Source organism: Qipengyuania sp. ABI-127-1, assembly GCA_022953095.1.
In the GTDB taxonomy this organism is placed as follows: domain Bacteria; phylum Pseudomonadota; class Alphaproteobacteria; order Sphingomonadales; family Sphingomonadaceae; genus Qipengyuania.
Genome location: JALJCR010000001.1, coordinates 1,142,512 through 1,163,984, shown reverse-complemented (window position 1 = coordinate 1,163,984; position 21,473 = coordinate 1,142,512). Strand labels below are relative to the sequence as shown.

The window sequence follows — 21,473 nt, the reverse complement described above, 5'->3', positions numbered from 1 at the left end:
TATATGAGGATTCCGATGACCAAGACCCTGCGTTTCGTTCTCGCCGCACCGATCGCCCTCGCGCTTGCCTCCTGCGGTTCAGGCGCTGACGAAACAGGCGAGATCGCCGGCGAAGCAATCGCCGCCATTCCGGCACCCGAGGGAACCGAATGGCGCGACATGGTGACCGTTACCGACATGGACGGTTACATGATCGGCAATCCCGACGCACCGATCAAGCTGGTCGAATATGCTTCGCTAACCTGCCCGACCTGCGCGCGCTTCGCGGAGGAAGGGATGGAGCCGCTGGTATCCGAATACGTGAATTCCGGCCGGGTCAGCTTCGAATTGCGCAACCAGATCCACGGCCCCCACGATCTTGCCCTGGCCACAATGGTGCGCTGTGCAGCGGACGAAGCCTTCATTCCGCTATCGGATCAGGTCTTTGCCAACCAGCAACAGGTACTTACTCCCATCTTCGAAAACCAGGCTGCAGTCGAACAATCGCTCAACCTACCTCCCGAAGAGCGTTTGGTCCGGCTGGCGGAGGTCGGGGGATTCTACGATTTCTTCGCCGCCCGTGGACTGAGCGAGGACCAGGCGCGCCAATGCCTTGCAGATACAGACGCCTATTCCAAAATCGCCGATAACTCGACCAAGCAATCCGATGAACTCGACATCCAGGGCACGCCGACCTTCCTGATCAACGGCAACCATGCCGATGCCAATACCTGGGCAGCACTGGAGCCCATCCTCCAGCGCGCCGGCGCCAGGTAGGGCGCCGGCCGGCGGGAACGGACACCGATGAAGATCTCGAAGCTCAGATTGAGTGGCTTCAAGAGCTTCGTAGAACCCGCCACCTTGTTCATCGAACCGGGGCTGACAGGTGTGGTCGGCCCCAATGGATGCGGCAAATCCAACCTGCTCGAAGCGATCCGCTGGGTCATGGGCGAAAACTCGCCCAAATCGATGCGCTCAGGCGGGATGGAAGACGTCATCTTCGCCGGTACGCAAAGCCGCCCGCGACGCGATTTCGCCGAAGTCGTGCTGCAGGGCGAGGACGACCGCGGGGACGAAATGGAGGTCGTCCGCCGGATCGAACGCGGGGCCGGCAGCGCCTATCGCCTCAATGGACGCGATGTCCGCGCCAAGGACGTGGCGCTGATCTTCGCCGATGCCGCCACCGGGGCGCATAGCCCGGCGCTCGTCAGCCAGGGCAAAATCGCGCAGGTCATCGCCGCCAAGCCTACCGAGCGCCGCCAGATGCTGGAAGAGGCTGCCGGGATTGCCGGTCTGCATGTCCGCCGCCGCGACGCCGAGAGCAAGCTGCGGCAGACCGAGACCAATCTCGAACGGCTCGAAGACATCATGGCCGGGCTCGACAGCCAGATCGCCTCGCTGCGGCGGCAGGCAAAACAGGCCGAGCGCTACAGGAAGCTCTCCGACCAGATTAAGACCGCCGAGGCGCGGCTGGTCTTCGCTCGCTGGCGCGATGCCGCCGCGGCTGCCGAGGAGGCCAAAAAGGCGGCGGGCCAAGCAGAGGCTCGCGTTGCCGAAGCGCAAGGGGCGGCCGAAGAGGCTCAGAAAGCCCAGCGCTCGGCTGCCGAAGCGCTGGCCGAAGCGCGCGAGGAACAGGCCGACCGCCGCGACGATGCCAGCGCCCACGGACACCGGATGGCGGCGCTCACCAGTCAACTCGAAGCCGCCGAGCAGCGCCTCGCCGATCTCGACCGCCAGAAAGCGCGGCTCGAAGCCGATCGGGGCGATGCCGACCGGCTGACCAAGGATGCTGCCGAGGCGCTGGCGCGGCTCGAACGCGAACTGGCGGAAAGCGAAAAGGCGCTGGCCGGAGATGAGGAAAGGCGCCCTGCGCTCGAAGGTGCACGCGAGCAGGCCGAACGCGATAGCCGCGCCGCCGAACTCGCGCTGGCCAAGGCCACTGCCGATAATGCCGGGGTGGAAGCCGAATGGCGTGTCGCCGAAGCCGAAATCGCCCAAGCGAAGGCGCGGCTCGATCGCGTGGAATCCGAGGTACGCCGGATGGCCGAACAGCGCGCGGCGCTGATGGGCGAAGATCCAGATGCCGGTGTCGATACGGCGAAGGCAGCGGCCGAACACGCTGCGGCGGCGATGGAAGACCTGCGTAGAAAGGTCGAGGAAATGCAGGCGCGCAAGGCCAAGCTCCAGGCGACACGCGATACGGCCTCCTCCGCGCTCGCCGAAGCGAAGGCAGAGCTTTCGGGCGTCCAGCGAGAATGGGAGGCGCTCAAGCGCGACCGCGAGGCGCGCGAGCGGGCTGCCTCGAAGCGCAAGGGACGCCAACAGGCGATCGACGGGGTACGTGCGGCAAAAGGGTACGAACGTGCGGTGGCGGCGGCACTGGGGCGCGATGGGAAGGCACTGCTCGGCCCGCCCGACGATCAGGCGGAAGGGCGCTATTGGACCGGGGCGGACGCGCCCGCAGCCGCGACCGACAGCCTATCCGCTCATGTCGACACCTGTCCCGACGAGCTGCGCGCCCTGCTGGCATTGGTGCATGTCGCCGAGGCCGATGACGGGCGCGTGCTGTCCCCCGGCCATGCGCTGGTCAGCCTGGACGGCCATTTGCGCCGGTGGGATGGTCTCGTGGTGCGTGGTGAAGGCTCGGCGGAAGCCGCGCGACTGGAAGCGGAAAACCGCTTCACCGAACTCGACCGCCGCCTCCCCGCGCTCCGCGAGGCTGCCGAGGCTGCCCGGCAATCGCTCGATACTGTGGGCGAGGAGCTGGGGCAGCTTCAACGCGATCTCGTTACCGCCGATCGTGAGCTGGCCGGTGCCGCCGATGCGGAAAGGCAGGCGCTGCGCACGCTCGATCAGGCGGAGGCAGCGCGCGAACGGCTCGCCGCGCGGCTCGCGGAACTCGATTGCAGCGAGGTCGAGCAGGGCGAGGTTATAGCTGCCGCCAAATCCGATCTGTCCTCTGCCGAAACAAAGCGCGACGCCCTGCCCGATCCCGAGGCCGGACGCGCTACGCTGGAAGCGGCCCGGGCGAAGAACGAAGCCGCCCGCTCGACTCTGCAAGCGCGCGCGGCCGAACTTGCCAGCCACGACCAGGCGCTGGCGGTCGCGCGCGAACGGGCTTCGGCCCAGCGCAGCGACATGGCCAACTGGCAGGCGCGCAGCGGCGATGCGGCGCGGCGCCTGTCGGAGATGGAAATCCGCGCGGAAGAAATTGCGCAGGAGCGCGCGATCACCGCCGCCAAGCCCGAAGGCCTGATGCGCGAGATCGAACAAGGCGACCAAGTGCGCGAGCGCCTGACGCGCGACCTTGCCGAAGCCGAGAAAGCCGTCGGCGAGGCCAATGCCGCCGCGCAGCAGGCCGACCATGCCTTTGCCGCCGCCAATGAGAGGCTGGCCGAGGCGCGCGAAAGCCGGGCTGGCCTGACGGAACGGGCAGAGAATCAGGATGGCCGCCGGATCGAAATGGCGCGGACTTCGGGCGAGCGCTTCCAGTGCCCGCCCCCGCTGCTGCCCGCCCGGTTCGAATTCGACGAGGAGACGCTCGGTTCCGCCGAGGCCGAGGGGGAAGAAATGGACCGCCTGACCGCCAGCCGCGAGCGGATCGGGCCGGTCAATCTGGTCGCAGCCGAGGAATTGGAGCGGATCGAGAGCGAGCATGGCTCCAACGCGGCCGAACAGGAGGAACTGCGCGAGGCGGTGAGCCGGTTGCGCGGATCGATCGGCAATCTCAACCGCGAGGGCCGCGAGCGTTTGCGCGCCGCGTTCGAGCAGGTCAACACCCACTTCAAACGGCTCTTCACCCGCCTGTTCGAAGGCGGCGAGGCGCATCTGGCGCTGATCGACAGCGACGATCCGCTGGAAGCCGGGCTCGAAATCTTCGCCCAGCCGCCGGGCAAGAAGCTACAATCGCTCACCTTGCTGTCGGGCGGCGAACAGGCGCTGACCGCAACGGCGCTGATCTTCGCGCTGTTCCTGACCAACCCCGCGCCGATCTGCGTGCTCGACGAGGTCGATGCGCCGCTGGACGATGCCAATATCGACCGCTTTTGCGACCTGCTCGATGCGATGACGCGCGAAACGCAAACGCGCTATCTGATCGTCACCCACAATGCCGTCACGATGAGCCGCATGCACCGCCTGTTCGGCGTGACGATGATCGAAAAGGGCGTCAGCCGCCTCGTCAGCGTCGACCTTGGCGGAGCGGAGGAATTGCTGGCAGCGGAATGACGCCAGCCCCCGCTCTCAAGGCTTAAGCCCTTGGGAGAAGGCCTAGGCGGTTTCACTTAGTTGCGAATTAGCGCGACTACAAATGGTGGGGGCTAAACATTCCTCAACCATTTCGGAAATGGGGGGCGAGGGTATGACTGCACGATTGTTGCCCAAGCGAGCCGCGCAGGGTTTCGCGAAAAACCAACGTATCCCTCGCGAACGAGAGATACGGCGCGCAATTCTCAAGGGGCTGGTCGATACCGAAGAACGCTCGGTCATCGCCAATCTTTCCTGCTGGTTCGTTACCGCCGGGGCAGCTTTCTTTCTGCCCAATGCTTCCTATTTCATTCTCCCCCTCGCCTTCCGTCTGCTTGCGATGGCCGGTACGCGCGCCGGCTTTGCAAATATGCGCTCGGCCTTGCGCGAAGAACGCGGCATTGCGCGTGCATTCAATTGGCTGGCTGCGTCGCTCTTCGTCGGCGGAATGGCCTGGGGATCGACAATGCTGCCGATCCTCGCCTTCCCGACGCTGCACCCTGCCCGGCTGCTCGTCGGCGGCGGCACCCTTATAGGGATGAGCATCGTCGTGACGATGCTGTCGCCGATGCGCGGGCTCGCGCTCAGTTTTTCCAGCGGCTTTCTGGGTGCGTTTGGCCTCGGTCTGTATCTGACGGGCGCCGCCGACGGTTTGGCCCTCATGGCCGGGATGACGATCCTTTTCCTGATTTTCATCGCCTACTCATATGCGTCGACCATCGGGCACGAACGCTCTGCCAAGCTTCTGGTCGAAAATCGGCGCCTGGGCGAAAGCCTGCGCGTATCGCTGGAACGCGCCATGCACATGGCCGATCACGACAGCCTGACCGGACTGTTCAACCGGCGTGCCTTTTTCACTTATGCGGAACGGGTGGGTTGGCCGCAGCGGCTTGTGATCATGATCGACATCGATCACTTCAAGTCCATCAATGACCGGTTCGGTCATGCCACGGGCGACCGGGTGCTCGAAAGCGTCGGACAGGCGATAGTCGGGGTGCTGAATTCGCAGGTCGGTCCCGACCATATCGCCGCACGGCTGGGCGGCGAGGAATTCGCTATCATAATGCCCTTCCGCTCGATTGCCGAGAATCGTCGTACGATCGAAGCGCTGCACGAAACCATCGCGGAAATCGCCGCAAAGCTGAACGTCTCGGGCCTGGTCACCACGGCATCGCTTGGTGTGTTCATAGCCGATGGCGATGCCAAGCTCGACGATGCACTGCATCAGGCCGATACGGCCCTGTATCGCGCAAAGGCCCTGGGCCGAAACCGCACCGAATATGCCGATTCCACAGATGAACTGGCGCTAGCCAATCGGGCTTGAGCGGCAGGAAAGCTATCTGGCCGTTCAGGTTGCCAGCGCGGCCTGCAACTCGTCTCTGATCGATTTGAGTTTTTCCACGGTGGTTCCCTGGGTCGGTGCCGGTGCCGACGCTTTCTGCGCCATGGCCTGCGGATCGGGTGCACCGCGCAATGCGGCCCTGGCCCCTTTCAGCGTGTAGCCCTGCTTGTTGACGAGCGCATCGATCCGTTCGACCAGTTCGATGTCGTCGGGCCGGTAATACCGCCGTCCGCCGCTGCGGGTCAGCGGCTTGAGCATCGGGAATTGCTGTTCCCAATACCGCAGCACATGCGCTTTGATGCCGGTTGCCTTGGCGACTTCACCGATGGTGCGCAGTGCGCCTTCGTCCTTGCCGTCGTCGAATGTCGCCATCAGGGTTTCAACCGTTCGCAATACGCTCTTTGAGCAATTGGCTGGCCCGGAAAGTCATCACACGGCGCGGTGTAATCGGCACTTCGATCCCGGTCTTGGGATTGCGTCCGACGCGCTCGCTCTTGTCGCGCAGCACGAAACTTCCGAAGCCGGAAATCTTCACATTCTCGCCATCGGCCAACGCATCGCACATCTTGGCGAGGATCGCTTCGACCAGCTCGAGCGAATCCGCCCGGCTGAGCCCCATCTTTCGATTGATCGTTTCGGCCAGATCGGCCCGGGTTAGCGTGCCTACGGAACGCATCATATCCATTCTATCCTTCCCGTCAGAAGCGACCCTGAGCGAGAATACGAGCCATCTCGAAGTTCACCAAGCAATATAGGGATTTGCGGCGCGTCTGGCAAACCCCGGAGGAGATCGCCGAACGCCAACTACATGCGAACCAGCGACGCGCCCCAGGTGAAGCCCCCACCCATCGCTTCTAACATGACCAAATCGCCGCGCTTGATCCGTCCATCGCGCACGGCTGTATCCAGCGCCAGCGGTACCGACGCAGCCGAGGTGTTGGCATGCCGATCGACCGTGACGACGACCTTTTCGGCCGGCAGGTCGAGCTTGCGCGCCGTGGCATCGAGAATGCGGGCATTGGCTTGGTGGGGCACGACCCAGTCGATATCGCCAGCGTCCCGGCCCGCATCGCCGAGCACTTCCCTGAGCACTTCGGCAAGGTTGACCACCGCATGGCGGAACACCTCGCGCCCCCTCATCCGCAAATGGCCGACCGTGCCCGTCGTGGACGGGCCGCCATCGACATAGAGCATGTCCTTGTGCTGGCCATCGGCGTGCAAGCGGCTCGACAAGATGCCCGGCCCGTCCTCGGCCACGTTCTGCGCCTCGAGCACGACCGCGCCCGCACCGTCGCCGAACAGAACGCAGGTCGTGCGGTCCTCCCAGTCGAGAATGCGGCTGAAGGTTTCAGAACCGATCACCAGCGCCTTTGTGGCCATTCCCGTACGCAGCAGCGAATCCGCCGTGGCCAGCGCATAGAGAAAGCCCGAACATACCGCCTGCACGTCGAAGGCCACTCCGCCGCCGCAGCCGAGCGCGGCCTGAACCTGAGTGGCGGTTGCGGGAAAGGTATGGTCGGGGGTCGCCGTGGCGAGGATGATAAGGCCGATCTCGGACGCATCGACACCCGCCGTCTCCAATGCGGCACGCGCGGCTTCGGTGGCGAGGCTGGAGGTTGTCTCGTCCTCTTGAGCGATATAGCGCTGGCGGATGCCGGTACGCTCGACGATCCACTCGTCGCTGGTATCGACACGCTCCGCAAGGTCGGCATTGGTAACGCAGGTGCGGGGCAGCGCCGACCCCGTGCCGGTGATGACCGAGCGGATCATTTCGCCGCCACGCTCGCGGATTCGATTGCGCCGAGATCCTGCTTGATGCGGTTGGTGATATCGTCCTCCAGCAGGCGCGCGGCCACTTCGACCGCATTGGCGACGCCCTTGGCATTGGCGCTGCCGTGGCTTTTCACCACCACGCCGTTGAGGCCGAGGAATACCGCGCCATTGTGATTGTTCGGGTCGAGATGGTGCTTGAGCAATTCGGTCGCCGGGCGCGAGACGAGGAAGCCGATCTTCGAACGCAGCGAACTGGTGAAGGCGGTGCGCAGCAGGTCGGTGACGAAGCGCGCGGTGCCTTCGATCGCCTTCAATGCGATATTGCCGGAGAAACCGTCGGTCACCACCACGTCGACATCGCCGCGGTTGATCTTGTCGGCTTCGACATAGCCTTCGAAATCCATGGCCAGCCCGGTGGCGGCTCGCAATGTTTCGGCGGCGGCCTGGATATCCTCGGTGCCCTTGGTTTCTTCGGTGCCGATGTTGAGCAGGCGCGTGCGCGGACGTTCGCGGCCCGTCACGATGCGCGAATAGGCGGCCCCCATGATCGCGAACTGGACGAGATTACGCGCGTCGCATTCGCGGTTCGCGCCGAGGTCGAGCATGACCACGTCGTCATCGGTCAGCGTCGGGAGCAGCGCCGCGAGCGCGGGACGGTCGAGCCCCGGCATGGTACGCAGGGCAAGCTTGCTCATCGCCATCAGCGCGCCGGTATTGCCCGCGGACACGGCAGCGCCCGCATCGCCCTGTTTCACCGCATTGACCGCAAGGCCCATGCTGGTGGTCTTGGCACGGCGCAACGCGCGGCTCGGCAGCTCGTCGCCGCCGACCACGTCGTCGCAATGCAGGATCTCGGAAGCCCCGGCCATGCCGGGATGCGTTTCGAGCGCGGCCTTGATCCGCGTTTCGTCGCCGACCAGCAGGAATTTGAACTTGTCGTGACGGCGACGGGCCATGGCGGCACCATCGACCATCACACGCACGCCCTCATCCCCGCCCATCGCGTCGACAGCGATACGCGGCAGGCTCATGCGCAAACTCCGGCTAGACTGACGGTCTTACAGACCGACGGCGATGATTTCGCGGCCGTTATAATATCCGCAGTGCGGGCACAGATTGTGCGGACGCTTGAGTTCACCGCAGTTCGAGCACTCGTGATGCGCTTCGACCTTAAGCGAATCATGCGCACGGCGGTTGCCGCGACGGTGGGGCGATACTTTCCTCTTGGGGACGGCCATGGCGGCACCTGTTCCTCAAACAATTACAATCAATTTCGGTGGCCGCCCTAGGGGAAGGTCCGGCACGCCGCAAGAGCGCGTGAACCCGAATATCCCGACCGTGGCGGTGAAGGCGCGCGCTATAGCGAAATTCTCAGGGGACGCAACCCGTCTCGCCGAATGGGCGGCGTTGCACGACAGGATGCTTCGCCCTAGCACTCCAGATGGGTCGCATCAGACACAATCACAAGGGAGGGATCGCATGGGTATTTTTCTGCCGGTTACACTCACCGCAGCGGCAGCGGCCGCAATCATCAATCTTTGGCTGGCGGTACGCGTCGGGCAGATGCGCGGGGTCACCAAGACCATTCATGGCGACGATGGAGGCGGCCCGCTGACGCGGCGGATGCGCGCACAGCTCAATTTCGTCGAGAACACGCCCTTCGTGCTCGTCCTCATCGCGGCGATCGAATTGTCGGGTCGCGGCGATCCTTGGCTGGCCTGGGTCGCAGGCATCTACATGCTCGGCCGTGTGGCGCATGGGTTCGGCATGGACGCGGAAACCGGCACCAAGCCGCGTATGATCGGTGTGCTGATCACCATGCTGACGCTGCTCGGCCTGGCGGTTGTCGCCACGCTGATCGCGATGGGGGTTATGTAGGAGAGGAGTCCTTGTTGGGTGCGCCTTCGACATCCGTCGAAGGCTTGCGGCACCAGCCCACGCCCCCACCCGGAGTCTGTGTTGCGTACGTGCCGGACCTCCGTCCGGCCCTTGCCTGGCCTACCCTCTCCCCCACCCGGCCACCCATAGAATACCGTGCCGTGGGTGGCCGGGTGGGGGAGAGGGCAGGAACAGTGCGCAGCGGCTGACGCAGTCAGGCGCGGACAGACGCCATCAACTTAACGCGTAATCGCTCACGAAGGCGTTGGTCTTGCGCTCCTGCCCGAAGGTGCTGGTCGGGCCGTGGCCGGGGATGAAGGTAACGTCGTCGCCCAGCGGCCAGAGCTTCTGCGTGATCGCGTCGATCAGATCCTGATGGTTGCCCATCGGGAAATCAGTCCGGCCGATGCTGCCCTGGAACAACACGTCGCCGACGATGGCGAATTTGCTCGGCCTGTGGAAGAACACGACATGGCCGGGCGTGTGTCCAGGGCAGTGGATTACCTCCAGCGTCAGATCGCCCACGGTGACCGTGTCGCCATCCTCCAGCCAGCGGTCAGGCTCAAACACCTGTCCGTTGACGCCGTATTTTGCGCCATCCTCGTCCAGGCGGCTGATCCAGAAGCGATCGGCTTCGTGCGGGCCTTCGATTTTCAGGCCCAGTTCCTTCGCCAGCACGCCAGCTTCGCCGCAATGGTCGATATGGCCGTGGGTGATGAGAATCTTTTCCAGTTCCACCCCGGTCTTGGCGACTGCCGCCTTCAGCTTGTCGAGATCGCCGCCCGGATCGACCAATGCCCCCTTGTTGGTCGCGGTGCACCAGATCAAAGAGCAGTTCTGCTGCAACGGGGTCACAGGCACGATTCCGGCTTTCATCGGCGGTGCGGCGGGAGTTTGTTTGCTGTTTTCCATTGCCGGGGAAAATGGTCGGCCTCGTCATCGAAAACAAGCCGCATCTGCGGCATAATGGCATGATACGCGCGAAGGAGCGAACGGATGAGACATATCGCAGCGATTCTTGCAGCCTCGCTGCCGGTGGCAGCCTGCCAGACCTATGATGTCCCGTCGGCGCCCTTACCGGACGCAGCGACGGCTGCCGCCGACGAGGATGCAGCGCCGACCTATGTCATTGCGATCTGCGGGGAATGCCATGCGGTGCAAGACAATGCCGTTTCGCCCAATCCGCAGGCCCCCGGCTTCGCCGACATTGCCAACAGCCCCGGCCTGACACGCGACACGCTGGTGACCTTCCTCACCGATGCGCATAACTATCCGATGCAGATGGATGTCGACCTGGTGGAAGAGGATATCGAGCTTATCGCCGACTATATGCTGACGCTGCAGTCGGAAGATTACATAAGGCGGCCGGGTTAGACCCGCCCCCCTTTCCAGACCACGCGGCCGATCACCTCGACCTCCTCGCGCGCGAGGTCGATCGGGGCATAACTGTCGTTTGCACTGATAAGGGTGATGCGGCCCGGGGCGCTGGCCTGGACCTGCTTGACGTGCAGGACATCGCCGATGCGGACCACATGGATGCCCTCGCCTGAACGCTTGCGCCGGTCGACAAAAATCTCGTCGCCGCTGCGCAAGACCGGCTCCATGCTGTCGCCCTCGACCCGGATTGCGGTCAAATCGGCACCCTCCAGCCCCATCTCGCGCAGCCAGCGGCGGCTGAAACGGTAGCTGTCGAAGGAAATTTCCTCGGCCGAAAAGGCGCCCGGCCCGGCCGACGCGTCGAGCGGCAGGCGTGGCACGGCAATGAAATCGTCCGCATCGTAGGGGCGAAGGTGTTCCGGGTCGGCCCCCAGCTCAACCTCGCTCACGCTGAAAAATTCGGCCAGTTTGCGCCGGTCAGCCTCCTCCAGCTTGCGGGGGCTGCCCTTGCGCACGAATTGCTGCAAATAGCTGGGATTGCGCCCCAACATCGCCGAAAGCGAGGCAAGGCTCGTACGCCCAGCCTCGGCCAGCTCGACCAGCCGAGCGCGCTCGGGCGTCATGACGTCAGCCATATCCTGCACCTCCTGCCGCTCCACTCGCACCCTGCTAAAAGGACGCTGAAGTCCACCATGCGAGAAAATTCCTATAGCATAGGATTTTTCCTAGACAAGTAGGATTTCGATTGGAACATAAACGGAACACATGCAGCGAATCGCCACTTTCGGCCATCATTAGGGGAGCCCGACATGCTGATCCGTTCCATCGAGAAATTTCTCCGCCAGCACGAGATGGCGGCAACCAAATTCGGCCGCCTGGCCGCGCACGATCCGCGCTTCGTGCTCGACCTGCGCATGGGCCGCGAACCGCGCGACCGTACCGAACAACGTATTCAGGGGTTCATGGCTCGATACGCTGCCGCGCGCGAGGTCGTCCGCGAACAGGAGACCGCGCATGTCGGATGAGAACACCCCACCCCAGCCGCCGCGCACACGCCGCACCGCCGCCGATCGCGTGCGCGCCGCGCTGGCGGACCTGCACCAGCATCGTGGACAGGTCCTCACGCATACCGAGAAGGCGTGGGCGAGCATCACCTTCGCGGGCACGCGGCACAGCCTCGCAATCTTGTTCGCAGGCGAGCAGGCGGTGGAAGCGGGGGAACAATTCGTCGCCGACCTGCCCGACCACGAATTCGCCATCCCCGGCCAGCTGGTGGCCGATGCGGGCGTGATCGAGGTCGAACATCGTATGGCGCCCGAGCCGCGGCTGGTGGTCCAGTGCGATTTGCTGCTTCTGGAAGAGGGGTGAGGCGAGCGGTGCAGGCGTCTGTTTGCGGCCCTCAAGCTTCACTCGGAATGTCGGCAATTGGGGTGGTAAGTAGACATTCACAGGGCCGGACTTGTCTGAACCCAGATTGTCGGGACACCTCGCTCACGCGCCCACTCAGTCGCTGCGGCGAGTGCCGCTTCCAGAGTAACATCGCTCTCTGCTGAGGAGGCGTAAAACACGCCCTCACCCGACGCCTTGAAACCGTAACCGGAGCCAAAGAAGCGACCATCATCGCTTGCTTCGACGATAAGCCACGCATCCTCGTCAGCTACTTCTGGCATTTGCTCATCGGGCTGCAAATAGATGTATTTGACCATCGTGCCGCTTTTCTCACGTTTTCGCAGATGACCGCAATCGGGTCGGTAGCGGAATAACCGCTTTCAGGCAGCCAAAGCGCTAATCGGCCCTCCGCCACCCCTAGTCACCCCCGCCGGATCACCAGGTTCCGGATCTCGGTCATGTCCTCCATCGCGAAGCGGATGCCTTCGCGGCCGAGGCCGGAGTCCTTCACGCCGCCATAGGGCATGTTGTCGACGCGGTAGCTGGGGACGTCGTTAATCACCACGCCGCCGACCTCGAGCCGGTCCCAGGCATCGAACATCTTGAACAGGTCGCGCGTGAAGATACCGGCCTGCAGGCCGAAGGTCGAGCGATTCACTTCGGCGAGCGCCTCGCCGAAATCGCCGAACTTCTGCAGGATCGCGAGCGGGCCGAAGGCTTCTTCATTGAGCGCCTTGGCGTCCTTGTGCACATCTTCGAGCAGCGTCGCCTCGAGCATATTGCCCTCGCATCCGCCGCCGGTGAGCAGGCTCGCCCCGCCCTCGACCGCCTCGTCGATCCAGCCCTTGAGGCGCTTGGCCTCGCCTTCGGAGATCATCGGGCCGATGAACGTATCCCGGTCCTTGGGATCGCCTGCAACGAGGCCCTTGGTCTTCTCGACCAGCATGTCCTTGAACCGATCATAGACATCCTCGTGAATCAGGATGCGCTGCACGCCGATGCAGCTCTGCCCGCTCTGGTAGAAAGCGCCGAAGATGATCCGTTCGAGCGCATCGTCGAGATCGGCATCGTGGTCGACCACAACCGCGGCATTGCCGCCGAGTTCGAGCACGACCTTTTTCTTGCCACAGCGCGCCTTGAGCTCCCATCCGACTGCGGGCGAGCCGGTGAAGCTGAGCAACTTCAGCCGCTCGTCCACCGTGAACAGGTCGGCCCCGTCGCGGCTTGCGGGCAGAATGGAGAAAGCGCCCTCGGGCAAGTCGGTCTCGGCGAGGATTTCTCCGATGATGAGCGCGCCCAAGGGCGTCTTGCTCGCGGGCTTCATCACGAAAGGGCAGCCGACCGCGATGGCGGGCGCGATCTTGTGCGCGGCAAGATTGAGCGGGAAATTGAACGGCGAGATGAAGCTGCACGGCCCGATGGGCACGCGCTTCCAGATCGACTGGTAGCCCTTCGCGCGCTGCGAGATATCGAGCGGCATCACCTCGCCATACATGCGGGTCGATTCCTCGGCGGCGATCTGAAAGGTATCGATCAGCCGGGTGACCTCCCCTTCGGAATCGTTGATCGGCTTGCCAGCCTCGACGCAGAGCGCATAGGCCAGTTCGTCGAAACGTTCGCGAAAGCGCGCGACGCAATGGTCCAGCACGGCCTTGCGCTCGTAACTCGCGAGCCGCGCCATGGGCTCGGTGGCCCTGACCGCCCCCGCGATCGCCGCGTCGATCACCTCGGGGCTGGCCAGCGCGGTGCGGAAGGCGACCTCGCCGGTGAACTTGTCGGTCACCTCCAGATCGGTGTTGGGCTGCGCGGCTGTGTTGTTGAGGTAGAGCGGGTAGGTATCCTTGAGCGTGGGCATGGCGTCTCCTGTTCACCACCAGAACGGAGGCAGCCCAGCGGACGTTCCGTCAGTATCCGAGGTCGAGGTCCAGTTGCGGCTGAACCGGCTCTCCGGTCCGCCAACGCTCGAGATTCTCGATGAAGCGATCCGCACTGCGCTGAAACATCTTGGTCTGGGCGCGGCCCGACAGGTGCATGGTCACCTGCGCATTGTCGAGCTCCCACAGCGGATGGTCTTCGGGCAACGGCTCGGGTTCGGTCACATCGAGCAGTGCGGCCTCGATCTTCTGTTCCTTCAGCGCCTCGACCAGCGCCTCTTGATCGACCACATCGCCGCGCGCGATGTTCACCAGCACCCCATTGGGGCGCATCGCAGCAAGTTCCATCGCGCCGATCATGTGCCTGGTCTCGGGCGTGGATGGAACCGCGAGCACGACCCAGTCGAATTCGCCCAGCTTCTCGCGCCATTCGCCTGGCCTCAGCGCCCCTTCCGCACCTGAGCGGCGCACGGGCACGACCTTCATGTCGAAAGCCTCGAGCCGGGTCTTCACCAATTGACCGATCGCGCCGAGGCCCAGCAACAGCACGCGCTCACCCGAAAGCTCGCGCTTGCCCGGGCTGTCGAGCAGCCATTCGTGCCGCTCCTGCGCGCGTACCACCTCGCGATACCCCTTGGCATGGGCAAGCATCAGCATGACGACATATTCGGCGATGGTGATCGCGTTGATGCCGACGCCGTTGGTAACCGTCACGCCGCGTTCCTTGAGCAGGTCGAGCGGCATGAAATCGAGCCCGGCATAGATCGAATTCATCCACTTGAGACCGGTCGCGGCGCGCGCGATCTCCGCCATTGGTTCTTTCTCGTTCAGGTCGAACCAGCCGATCTCCGCCTCCGGCGCATATTCGAGCGCCTGCTCGTTACTCGCGAACCACAGCGGCTCGACCCATTCGGGCAGACGCGGTTCGACCAGCGGGCGGATCAGGGCGGACAGGACGGCTTTGGTCATCGAATTCTCCTCGATGCCATCAATTGCCGCTTCAGATACTTTTCGCAAACCGTTCCTTGCGGCGGCTGGCGATGTCGACGATCGCTGCGGCGACGTCGCTGGCATTGCGCCGCACGTGGCTGGGCGGGACCTGCATGATGTCGACGCGGTGCTTTTCCTGCCAGCGTTCGCGCTCGCTGTCGTTCTTCGGCTTGAACGGATCCTCGCGGACTTCGATCGCGAGATGCGCCTCGGCACAATAGAGCGGGAGAACGAAGCCCTCCGCCTCGTGGTCGCGGACGAATTGCAGGCCCTTGGGCATATCCTTGAGATGCTGCCAGAGGAGGGTCTGCGGATCGGCCATGGTCAGAGCTTCCATTCCCAACCGAGCGGGTCGCCGTCCATCACCTCGACACCTTTTTCCCCAAGGCTTTCGCGAATCGCGTCCGAAGTGGCGAAATCTTTGGCCATGCGGGCCTCCTTGCGGCGAATCAGCTCGGCCTCGATTTCGGCCTCAGTGATCTGCGCGCCTTTCGGGCGGATGCGCAGATCGGTGCGCGTCAGACCGAACAGGCCGAGGCCGAGGACGGCGTCCATATCCTCGATTACCGCGCGCTCGACGCCCGCATCGACCTTCTTGACCGCGAGCGCCTCTTCGAGAGCGACCAGCGCGACAGCGGTGTTGAGATCATCCGAAACGGCCTCGGCGAACTTCGCGCGCATGGGGGCGAATTTCTGGTGCGAAGGATCACCGGGCGCGGCATCGGCCAGCCGCTCTACCGCCATCACGATGCGCTTGAGCCGCGTGAGCGCGGCGCCCAGCCCCTCCCAAGAGAACTCCAGCTCGCTGCGGTAATGCGCCTGCAGGCACATCATGCGGTAAGCGAGCGGGTGATAGCCCTTGTCGACCAGCAGTTGCAGCCGCAGGAACTCGCCCGCGCTTTTCGACATCTTGCCGCTGCGCTCGACGAGGAAGTTGTTGTGCATCCAGATCTTCGCGCCCGAATGGGCGGCGTCGTCCAGCCCGCCAGTGCAGCAATAGGCCTGGTTCTGCGCAATTTCGTTGGGGTGGTGGATTTCGCGGTGATCGATCCCGCCGGTGTGGATGTCGAAGGGGAAGCCGAGCAGCTTCTCGCCCATAACCGAGCATTCGAGATGCCAGCCGGGCGCGCCCTTGCCCCAGGGGCTGTCCCATTCCATCTGCCGCGTTTCGCCCGCCGGGGTCTTGCGCCAGATGGCGAAATCGGCGGCGTTGCGCTTGCCCTCGACCGTGTCGATCCGGCCCTCGCCGTCTTCGGTGACGGCACGTGCAAGGCGGCCGTAATCGGCAACCGTCGAGACGTCGAAGTAGAGCCCGCTATCGAGTTCGTAGCAGTGCTTGTCTGCGATCTTCTCGCCCCAGGCGATCATCGCCTCGACATAATCGGTCGCGCGCGGGTGCTGTTTGGACTGGACGTTCAACCGCGCTAGGTCGCGCTCGAAATCCTCCTGATAGAACTTGGCGATGTCCCAGGCGGATTTGCCCTCCTTCGCCGCCATCCGCTCCATCTTGTCCTCGCCCTCATCCGCATCCGAGGTGAGGTGGCCGACATCGGTGATGTTGATGACATGGGTGAGCTCGTAGCCCTTCCACTGCAACACCCGCCCCAGCGTGTCGGCGAACACATAGGCGCGCATATTGCCGATATGTTGGTAGTTGTAGACCGTTGGCCCGCAGGAATAGACGCGCGCCTCGCCTTCATGGACGGGCTCGAAGACTTCGATTGCGCGAGTCAGCGAGTTGAACAGTTTGAGCGGCGTGTCGGTCATGCGGGGCCTGATACTATCCCGTCATCCCAGCGCAAGCTGGGATCGCTGTCGGGCTGGCACTTGGTGGAGAACGATCCCAGCTTGCGCTGGGATGACGATGGAAATTACCACCCCTCCCAGCGCACGCTCTCGTCCAGCGGGGCACGTTTGACGTCGAAATTGTTCACAGCCGCCTGCGCATCGCGGTAACCGATCGCCACTCCGCAGAAAAAGGTATGGTCCTCGGGGATATCGACCACTTCGCGGATTTGCGGGGAATAGACCGCCCAGGCTTCCTGAAAGCAGGTGTCGAGCCCCTCCTCGCGGCACAGCAGGCCGATGGTCTGCAGCCACATGCCGATATCGCTCCACTGCGGCGGCCCCATATATTTGGGCGTGTGGACCAGCATCAGCACCGGCGCCCCGAAGGCGCGGAAGTTTTCAGCAAACCACATGAGACGCTTGCCCTTCTCCTCGCGGGAGATCTCGAGCGCGCCGTACAGGTCCTCGCCTACACCGAAGCGGCGTTCTTCGTAGCGACCATCGAGTTCGGGCGGGTAGATATGGTATTCGGGCTTGTGCGCCTCGCGTCCCTTGGGAAATTCCTGCGTGATCCGCGCGAAGAGCGCCTGCATTGGCTCACCGGTGAGGACGATGCCGTGCCATGGCTGGGTGTTCCCGCCTGACGGCGAGCGCTGCGCCTTCTCGAGGATGCGGGTGAGCACCTCACGCTCGACTGGCTGGTCGGTAAAGGCGCGGACGGAGCGGCGGGTCTGGACGGCTTCGGTTACGTTCATTGTCACTCCCATTCGAACACGGTCGCACCGCGTTCCTCCATGTCTCCAAGCGATCGGTAGAAGGAGATCGCCTGCGCGTCGTCACCCTCGGCAGCGACCCAGATTGGCCAGAGGTCATTCTCGCGGCCGAACTGCTCGACTACTCGCATCAGTCGGGTCGCGATGCCTCGCCGCCAATGGTCCTGATGCGTCGCAAGTTCGTTGACGAAAAGATGGGGCGGCTTGTCGGGGTGGAGGATGCTGGTCGCACTGACGAAGCCCACCGGAAGGCCTTCCTTGAGGGCGAGCCACATAAACTCGCGATCGCTGGCGAGAAAAGCACGTGTCTGCTCGGGAAGCGGTTTATGGTCGAACAATTGGGCAGCGGCCTCGACAAGCGCTTCGTCGCCGAGCCCCAGCAAACGGATTGTCACCTCCGGGCTCATTCCGCGCCGCTACTCTCGGTCGCCTGTCGCCATGCCAGCCACAGCGCCCAGACCATGCAGATCGCCACGACCACCAGACCGAAGGCGATCAGAGGCAGGACGAAGCTGGCCTCGCCGTTAACCGCAGCCTTGCCCTGCTGCAGCAATTCGAAACGCCCGAAGACGCTGCGCCAGCCAAAGCCAAGGTAGAAGCACCACGCGCCTGCCAGCAAACCGGCGGCACTGCGAGGGCGCAGGCGGAGCGAAGCGATGGCCCCGCCGAACATCAAGACATTGCCGATGTAATCGACGACCAAGGCCTGGAGCGGCTGGCCCCACACAAGATGGTACCAGGTCTCGAGCACGAAATGTACCGACGTGGCGAACAGCGAAAACCATGCAAGCGGAGTCTCGCTGCGATGTCTCATCACCCCTCCACCTCGAACAAATCGGCCAGTTGCTCGATAATCGTCCCGCCCAACTGCTCGACGTCCATAATGGTCACCGAACGCTTGTAATAGCGGGTCACGTCATGCCCGATCCCGATCGCGGCCAATTGCACGGGCGATTGCTTCTCGATCCAGTCGATTACCTTGCGCAGGTGCCCTTCGAGATAGCCCGCCTGGTTTACGCTGAGCGTGCTGTCGTCGACCGGGGCGCCGTCCGAAATCACCATCAGGATTCGGCGGTCTTCGGGGCGGCGGAGCAGGCGGTCATGCGCCCAGAGCAGCGCCTCGCCATCGATATTTTCCTTGAGCAGCCCCTCGCGCATCATCAGGCCGAGATTGCGGCGCGCGCGGCGCCAGGGCTCGTCGGCCTTCTTGTAGAGGATATGGCGCAGGTCGTTGAGGCGGCCGGGATTGGCCGGGCGGCCATCGGCAAGCCAGGCCTCGCGGCTCTGCCCGCCCTTCCAGGCGCGGGTGGTGAAGCCGAGGATTTCGGTCTTCACGCCGCAGCGCTCCAGCGTGCGCGCGAGGATATCGGCGCTGATCGCGGCGATGCTGATCGGCCGCCCGCGCATGCTGCCCGAATTGTCGATCAGCAGCGTGACGACCGTGTCCTTGAACTCGGTATCGCGCTCCATCTTGTAAGAGAGCGCATGGCCGGGGCTGACGACCACGCGGGTTAGCCGCGCGGCATCCAGCAGCCCTTCTTCCTGATCGAAATCCCAACTGCGGTTCTGCTGCGCCATAAGGCGGCGTTGCAGCCGGTTGGCGAGCCGCGTGACCACGCCCTGAAGGCCTGCAAGCTGGCTGTCGAGATAGGCGCGCAGCCGGTCCAGCTCCTCATTGTCGCACAGTTCGGGCGCTTCGATTTCCTCGTCGAACCTATCCGTATAAGCCTTGTATTCGAAAGTATCGGGCAGGTCGGTCCACGGGCGGTTGGGGCGGACGGGCTGCATGCCTTCCTCGCCATCGTCCGACGGATCGCCATCGGACATTTCCTGTTCGCCCTCGACCTCCTGATCGGCATCGCCTTCGGCCTCGCCGTCGCTGAGCTCGCTGCGCGCATCGGCAGCCTCGGGCTCGGCGCCGCCCTCGTCTTCCTCGTCGCTTTCCTGATCCTCGGGATTTTCGCCCTCTTCCTCGTCGCCATCCTCGGCGTCGGTCGGATCGGGACTGTCGGGCAAGGTGAGGTCGAGATGCCGCAGCATGTCGAGCGTCAGGTCCTGAAACGCGCGCTGGTCGTCGAGCGCTTCGGCCAGCCCTTCCATATCGGTGCCGATCTTAGCGAGGATATCCTCGCGCACCAATTCGACGCCCGCGCGGGCGCGCTCGGGCACGGCCTCGCCGGTGAGCGCCTCGCGCAGCATCAGCGAAAGTGCGGTCGGCAGCGGGACCTCGCTCGCCTCCTCTGCGCGGACGATGGCGTCGGACGCGGTGCGCAGTTCGACAGCCGAATTGAGGTTGTCGCGGATCCCGGCATAGCGGTTCGATCCGATCGCCTCGTAGCGGACCTGCTCGATCGCGTCGTAGCAGGCCCGCGCGATCGGTTCAGGCGGCGCGCCCTTGCCATGCAGCGCCTCGTTGTGATGGCGCAGGCGGAGCGAGAAGCTGTCGGCGAAACCGCGTGCCTCGATCGCCTGGTCGCGCGGCAAATTGCGGCCCGGCAGCGGCACGCGGAAATTCTTGCCGCTCTGCGCCGGGGCATCCGCGCTCCAGGCTACTTCCACTTCGGGCTCGTGCGCGAGCGCACGGGCAGCGCCGGTCAGCGCCTGCTTGAAGCGATCGAGAGGGGTCTGGTCGGTCACTTACGCGGTGGGAATCGACTGGCCGGTCTTTTCCCAATCCTTGAGGAACCCTTCGATCCCCTTGTCCGTCAGGACATGCTTGAACAGGCCCTTGATCACACCCGCAGGCATGGTCGCGACGTCGGCGCCGATCCGCGCGCTTTCCAGCACGTGGACAGGGTTGCGGATGCTGGCGACGAGGATCTCGGTCGTGAAGCCGGGATAGTTGTCGTAGATCAGGCGGATATCGCGGATCAGCGCCATGCCGTCGAAGCCGTTGTCGTCATGCCGGCCGACAAAGGGCGAGACGAAGGTCGCCCCCGCCTTGGCCGCGAGCAGCGCCTGGTTGGCGGAAAAGCACAGCGTCACATTGACCATGGTGCCGTCGCTGGTCAGCTTCTTGCAGGTCTTCAACCCGTCGATCGTCAGCGGCACCTTGATGCAAACATTGTCCGCAATCTTGCGCAACGTTTCGGCCTCTTTCATCATCGTTTCATGATCGAGCGCGACCACTTCGGCGCTGACCGGACCATCGACGATGCCGCAGATTTCCTTGGTCACCTCCATGAAATCCCGCCCCGATTTGGCAATCAGCGAGGGGTTGGTGGTGACGCCGTCGAGCAGGCCGGTATCGGCCAGTTCCCTGATGTCGGCGATGTCGGCGGTATCGACGAAGAATTTCATGTGCGTGTGGCTCCGGAAGGAAAATGCGATTCCCGGCAAGCCTTAGCGATGCAGTCGCGGTGCGGCTAGTACCCCGCACCGGTGCCGAACACACCGATGATCAGCGGATCGCGCGTGGCCTGCGGATCGCGGCGGATGGCAGCTTCCTCTACGCCGATCTCGCGCCAAATGGTGTCGTCGATATTGGTAGCAAGGCGATTGGTAGCGCCCGCAAAGTCGACACCGGTTAGACCGCGCACAAGCTCGCCCACCAGCGGATCGCTGGCCACGCGCATGGCCGTGCCGAGTTCGGGAACCATCGCCTCGACGAGCGTGGTGCCCATCGATCCGCGCAGAAAACTGGTTGCCGCTGTCGGCCCGCCGCGCACGAGATCGATGGCGTTCTGGACGCCGATGGTGCGCACCGCATCGGTCACCAGCGGGGCCGCGCGTTCGGCACCTTCATAGGCAATATCGGCAAAGGCATCCTCCAGCCGACTCTTGAACAGCGCCGAGGTGAGGATGCGGGTCATTACGTCGCCGCGCGTGCCGAGCAGATTACCCAGCCCAAGCTGCGCGACCTGCTGATCCCAAAACCCGTCGCCCTGCAGCATCCGGCCGAAGGCGCGCTCGCTCGAAAGGAAGAGGATGCGCTGGACTGCATCGACCATGCCGAAACCGGGCAGGCTTGCGCAGCCGGGCAAGGCCAGCAGCCCGCCGCCTGCGGCCAGACCGCCAAGGACAGCGCGTCGGCGGGTGGGTTTCACGAGAATATCGGTCATATCG

General features: G+C 64.0%; 25 protein-coding genes. 7 read left to right on the top strand and 18 right to left on the bottom strand.

What is annotated here, in order from left to right; translation table 11 throughout:
• The first annotated feature begins 15 nt into the window (after nt 1-15).
• From MUY37_RS05700 to MUY37_RS05690, 3 genes are all read left to right on the top strand, one after another.
• Complete coding sequence (locus MUY37_RS05700) at nt 16-756, top strand: thioredoxin domain-containing protein (protein WP_499194413.1); 741 nt, start codon at nt 16-18, stop codon at nt 754-756.
• Nucleotides 757-783: 27 nt separating this feature from the next.
• Complete coding sequence (gene smc / locus MUY37_RS05695; protein WP_499194412.1) at nt 784-4,206, top strand: chromosome segregation protein SMC; 3,423 nt, start codon at nt 784-786, stop codon at nt 4,204-4,206.
• Between the two features lie 133 nt (nt 4,207-4,339).
• On the top strand, nt 4,340-5,548 hold the full coding sequence (locus MUY37_RS05690) for a GGDEF domain-containing protein (protein WP_499194411.1): 1,209 nt from the start codon (nt 4,340-4,342) through the stop codon (nt 5,546-5,548).
• 24 nt (nt 5,549-5,572) lie between these two features.
• Here MUY37_RS05690 and MUY37_RS05685 read toward each other — a convergent pair whose 3' ends face one another.
• The 5 genes from MUY37_RS05685 to rpmF form a co-directional block, all read right to left on the bottom strand.
• Entirely contained in the window at nt 5,573-5,938 is a 366-nt protein-coding gene (locus MUY37_RS05685) for a MerR family transcriptional regulator (RefSeq protein WP_499194410.1), read from the bottom strand.
• Between the two features lie 7 nt (nt 5,939-5,945).
• Nucleotides 5,946-6,245, bottom strand: coding sequence for an integration host factor subunit alpha (locus MUY37_RS05680; RefSeq protein ID WP_115417952.1), 300 nt, complete (start codon nt 6,243-6,245; stop codon nt 5,946-5,948).
• 125 nt (nt 6,246-6,370) lie between these two features.
• Nucleotides 6,371-7,336 (bottom strand): beta-ketoacyl-ACP synthase III, encoded by a 966-nt coding sequence (locus MUY37_RS05675; protein ID WP_499194409.1) that lies wholly within the window; start codon nt 7,334-7,336, stop codon nt 6,371-6,373.
• Nucleotides 7,333-8,370, bottom strand: a complete 1,038-nt coding sequence (gene plsX / locus MUY37_RS05670; RefSeq protein WP_499194408.1) for a phosphate acyltransferase PlsX — start codon at nt 8,368-8,370, stop codon at nt 7,333-7,335. Before plsX ends, MUY37_RS05675 begins: the two co-directional genes overlap by 4 nt.
• Before the next feature lie 27 nt (nt 8,371-8,397).
• A complete protein-coding gene (gene rpmF, locus MUY37_RS05665; protein WP_067464131.1) occupies nt 8,398-8,577 on the bottom strand; it encodes a 50S ribosomal protein L32 in 180 nt (59 codons plus the stop codon).
• Nucleotides 8,578-8,818: 241 nt separating this feature from the next.
• Between rpmF and MUY37_RS05660 the strand changes: the two genes are divergently transcribed.
• Complete coding sequence (locus tag MUY37_RS05660; protein ID WP_499194407.1) at nt 8,819-9,217, top strand: MAPEG family protein; 399 nt, start codon at nt 8,819-8,821, stop codon at nt 9,215-9,217.
• Between the two features lie 234 nt (nt 9,218-9,451).
• On the opposite strand, the gene MUY37_RS05655 is transcribed toward MUY37_RS05660, so the two are convergent.
• Nucleotides 9,452-10,093 carry an MBL fold metallo-hydrolase gene (locus tag MUY37_RS05655; RefSeq protein ID WP_499194406.1) on the bottom strand — a complete coding sequence of 214 codons (642 nt, stop codon included), beginning with the start codon at nt 10,091-10,093 and terminating at the stop codon, nt 9,452-9,454.
• Between the two features lie 120 nt (nt 10,094-10,213).
• Between MUY37_RS05655 and MUY37_RS05650 the strand changes: the two genes are divergently transcribed.
• Nucleotides 10,214-10,591, top strand: a complete 378-nt coding sequence (locus tag MUY37_RS05650; RefSeq protein WP_499194405.1) for a hypothetical protein — start codon at nt 10,214-10,216, stop codon at nt 10,589-10,591.
• On the opposite strand, the gene MUY37_RS05645 is transcribed toward MUY37_RS05650, so the two are convergent.
• Entirely contained in the window at nt 10,588-11,229 is a 642-nt protein-coding gene (locus MUY37_RS05645; protein ID WP_499194404.1) for a S24 family peptidase, read from the bottom strand. The genes MUY37_RS05650 and MUY37_RS05645 overlap by 4 nt on opposite strands.
• A gap of 174 nt (nt 11,230-11,403) precedes the next feature.
• Here MUY37_RS05645 and MUY37_RS05640 point away from each other — a divergent pair, with 174 nt between their 5' ends.
• Complete coding sequence (locus tag MUY37_RS05640) at nt 11,404-11,619, top strand: hypothetical protein (protein WP_499194403.1); 216 nt, start codon at nt 11,404-11,406, stop codon at nt 11,617-11,619.
• A complete protein-coding gene (locus MUY37_RS05635; protein WP_499194402.1) occupies nt 11,609-11,962 on the top strand; it encodes a hypothetical protein in 354 nt (117 codons plus the stop codon). Before MUY37_RS05640 ends, MUY37_RS05635 begins: the two co-directional genes overlap by 11 nt.
• Nucleotides 11,963-12,039: 77 nt before the next feature.
• Here MUY37_RS05635 and MUY37_RS05630 read toward each other — a convergent pair whose 3' ends face one another.
• From MUY37_RS05630 to MUY37_RS05580, 11 genes are all read right to left on the bottom strand, one after another.
• Nucleotides 12,040-12,300: a hypothetical protein gene (locus tag MUY37_RS05630; protein ID WP_499194401.1), complete on the bottom strand. Its 261-nt coding sequence runs from the start codon at nt 12,298-12,300 to the stop codon at nt 12,040-12,042.
• Nucleotides 12,301-12,404: 104 nt separating this feature from the next.
• Nucleotides 12,405-13,838, bottom strand: coding sequence for an aldehyde dehydrogenase family protein (locus tag MUY37_RS05625; RefSeq protein ID WP_499194400.1), 1,434 nt, complete (start codon nt 13,836-13,838; stop codon nt 12,405-12,407).
• A 49-nt stretch (nt 13,839-13,887) separates the two neighbouring features.
• Nucleotides 13,888-14,826: a D-2-hydroxyacid dehydrogenase gene (locus tag MUY37_RS05620; protein WP_499194399.1), complete on the bottom strand. Its 939-nt coding sequence runs from the start codon at nt 14,824-14,826 to the stop codon at nt 13,888-13,890.
• A gap of 31 nt (nt 14,827-14,857) precedes the next feature.
• Complete coding sequence (locus tag MUY37_RS05615; RefSeq protein ID WP_499194398.1) at nt 14,858-15,169, bottom strand: DUF559 domain-containing protein; 312 nt, start codon at nt 15,167-15,169, stop codon at nt 14,858-14,860.
• A 2-nt stretch (nt 15,170-15,171) separates the two neighbouring features.
• On the bottom strand, nt 15,172-16,614 hold the full coding sequence (gene cysS, locus MUY37_RS05610) for a cysteine--tRNA ligase (RefSeq protein WP_499194397.1): 1,443 nt from the start codon (nt 16,612-16,614) through the stop codon (nt 15,172-15,174).
• 104 nt (nt 16,615-16,718) lie between these two features.
• Nucleotides 16,719-17,390 carry a nitroreductase gene (locus MUY37_RS05605; protein ID WP_499194396.1) on the bottom strand — a complete coding sequence of 224 codons (672 nt, stop codon included), beginning with the start codon at nt 17,388-17,390 and terminating at the stop codon, nt 16,719-16,721.
• A gap of 2 nt (nt 17,391-17,392) precedes the next feature.
• The gene (locus MUY37_RS05600) at nt 17,393-17,815 is read right to left on the bottom strand and encodes a GNAT family N-acetyltransferase (protein WP_499194395.1); all 423 of its coding nucleotides are present in this window, start codon (nt 17,813-17,815) and stop codon (nt 17,393-17,395) included.
• Nucleotides 17,812-18,222, bottom strand: a complete 411-nt coding sequence (locus MUY37_RS05595) for a hypothetical protein (RefSeq protein WP_499194394.1) — start codon at nt 18,220-18,222, stop codon at nt 17,812-17,814. Before MUY37_RS05595 ends, MUY37_RS05600 begins: the two co-directional genes overlap by 4 nt.
• A complete protein-coding gene (cobT, locus tag MUY37_RS05590; protein ID WP_499194393.1) occupies nt 18,222-20,045 on the bottom strand; it encodes a cobaltochelatase subunit CobT in 1,824 nt (607 codons plus the stop codon). Before cobT ends, MUY37_RS05595 begins: the two co-directional genes overlap by 1 nt.
• Complete coding sequence (gene fsa / locus MUY37_RS05585; RefSeq protein ID WP_499194392.1) at nt 20,046-20,708, bottom strand: fructose-6-phosphate aldolase; 663 nt, start codon at nt 20,706-20,708, stop codon at nt 20,046-20,048.
• A 65-nt stretch (nt 20,709-20,773) separates the two neighbouring features.
• Nucleotides 20,774-21,469 carry a DUF4197 domain-containing protein gene (locus MUY37_RS05580; RefSeq protein ID WP_499194391.1) on the bottom strand — a complete coding sequence of 232 codons (696 nt, stop codon included), beginning with the start codon at nt 21,467-21,469 and terminating at the stop codon, nt 20,774-20,776.
• Nucleotides 21,470-21,473: the final 4 nt, after the last annotated feature.

Coding starts and splice junctions, on each gene's coding strand:
- MUY37_RS05700 (WP_499194413.1), top strand. CDS start 16: ATGACCAAGACCCTGCGTTTCGTTCTCGCCGCACCGATCGCCCTCGCG.
- smc (WP_499194412.1), top strand. CDS start 784: ATGAAGATCTCGAAGCTCAGATTGAGTGGCTTCAAGAGCTTCGTAGAA.
- MUY37_RS05690 (WP_499194411.1), top strand. CDS start 4,340: ATGACTGCACGATTGTTGCCCAAGCGAGCCGCGCAGGGTTTCGCGAAA.
- MUY37_RS05685 (WP_499194410.1), bottom strand. CDS start 5,938: ATGGCGACATTCGACGACGGCAAGGACGAAGGCGCACTGCGCACCATC.
- MUY37_RS05680 (WP_115417952.1), bottom strand. CDS start 6,245: ATGATGCGTTCCGTAGGCACGCTAACCCGGGCCGATCTGGCCGAAACG.
- MUY37_RS05675 (WP_499194409.1), bottom strand. CDS start 7,336: ATGATCCGCTCGGTCATCACCGGCACGGGGTCGGCGCTGCCCCGCACC.
- plsX (WP_499194408.1), bottom strand. CDS start 8,370: ATGAGCCTGCCGCGTATCGCTGTCGACGCGATGGGCGGGGATGAGGGC.
- rpmF (WP_067464131.1), bottom strand. CDS start 8,577: ATGGCCGTCCCCAAGAGGAAAGTATCGCCCCACCGTCGCGGCAACCGC.
- MUY37_RS05660 (WP_499194407.1), top strand. CDS start 8,819: ATGGGTATTTTTCTGCCGGTTACACTCACCGCAGCGGCAGCGGCCGCA.
- MUY37_RS05655 (WP_499194406.1), bottom strand. CDS start 10,093: ATGAAAGCCGGAATCGTGCCTGTGACCCCGTTGCAGCAGAACTGCTCT.
- MUY37_RS05650 (WP_499194405.1), top strand. CDS start 10,214: ATGAGACATATCGCAGCGATTCTTGCAGCCTCGCTGCCGGTGGCAGCC.
- MUY37_RS05645 (WP_499194404.1), bottom strand. CDS start 11,229: ATGGCTGACGTCATGACGCCCGAGCGCGCTCGGCTGGTCGAGCTGGCC.
- MUY37_RS05640 (WP_499194403.1), top strand. CDS start 11,404: ATGCTGATCCGTTCCATCGAGAAATTTCTCCGCCAGCACGAGATGGCG.
- MUY37_RS05635 (WP_499194402.1), top strand. CDS start 11,609: ATGTCGGATGAGAACACCCCACCCCAGCCGCCGCGCACACGCCGCACC.
- MUY37_RS05630 (WP_499194401.1), bottom strand. CDS start 12,300: ATGGTCAAATACATCTATTTGCAGCCCGATGAGCAAATGCCAGAAGTA.
- MUY37_RS05625 (WP_499194400.1), bottom strand. CDS start 13,838: ATGCCCACGCTCAAGGATACCTACCCGCTCTACCTCAACAACACAGCC.
- MUY37_RS05620 (WP_499194399.1), bottom strand. CDS start 14,826: ATGACCAAAGCCGTCCTGTCCGCCCTGATCCGCCCGCTGGTCGAACCG.
- MUY37_RS05615 (WP_499194398.1), bottom strand. CDS start 15,169: ATGGCCGATCCGCAGACCCTCCTCTGGCAGCATCTCAAGGATATGCCC.
- cysS (WP_499194397.1), bottom strand. CDS start 16,614: ATGACCGACACGCCGCTCAAACTGTTCAACTCGCTGACTCGCGCAATC.
- MUY37_RS05605 (WP_499194396.1), bottom strand. CDS start 17,390: ATGAACGTAACCGAAGCCGTCCAGACCCGCCGCTCCGTCCGCGCCTTT.
- MUY37_RS05600 (WP_499194395.1), bottom strand. CDS start 17,815: ATGAGCCCGGAGGTGACAATCCGTTTGCTGGGGCTCGGCGACGAAGCG.
- MUY37_RS05595 (WP_499194394.1), bottom strand. CDS start 18,222: ATGAGACATCGCAGCGAGACTCCGCTTGCATGGTTTTCGCTGTTCGCC.
- fsa (WP_499194392.1), bottom strand. CDS start 20,708: ATGAAATTCTTCGTCGATACCGCCGACATCGCCGACATCAGGGAACTG.
- MUY37_RS05580 (WP_499194391.1), bottom strand. CDS start 21,469: ATGACCGATATTCTCGTGAAACCCACCCGCCGACGCGCTGTCCTTGGC.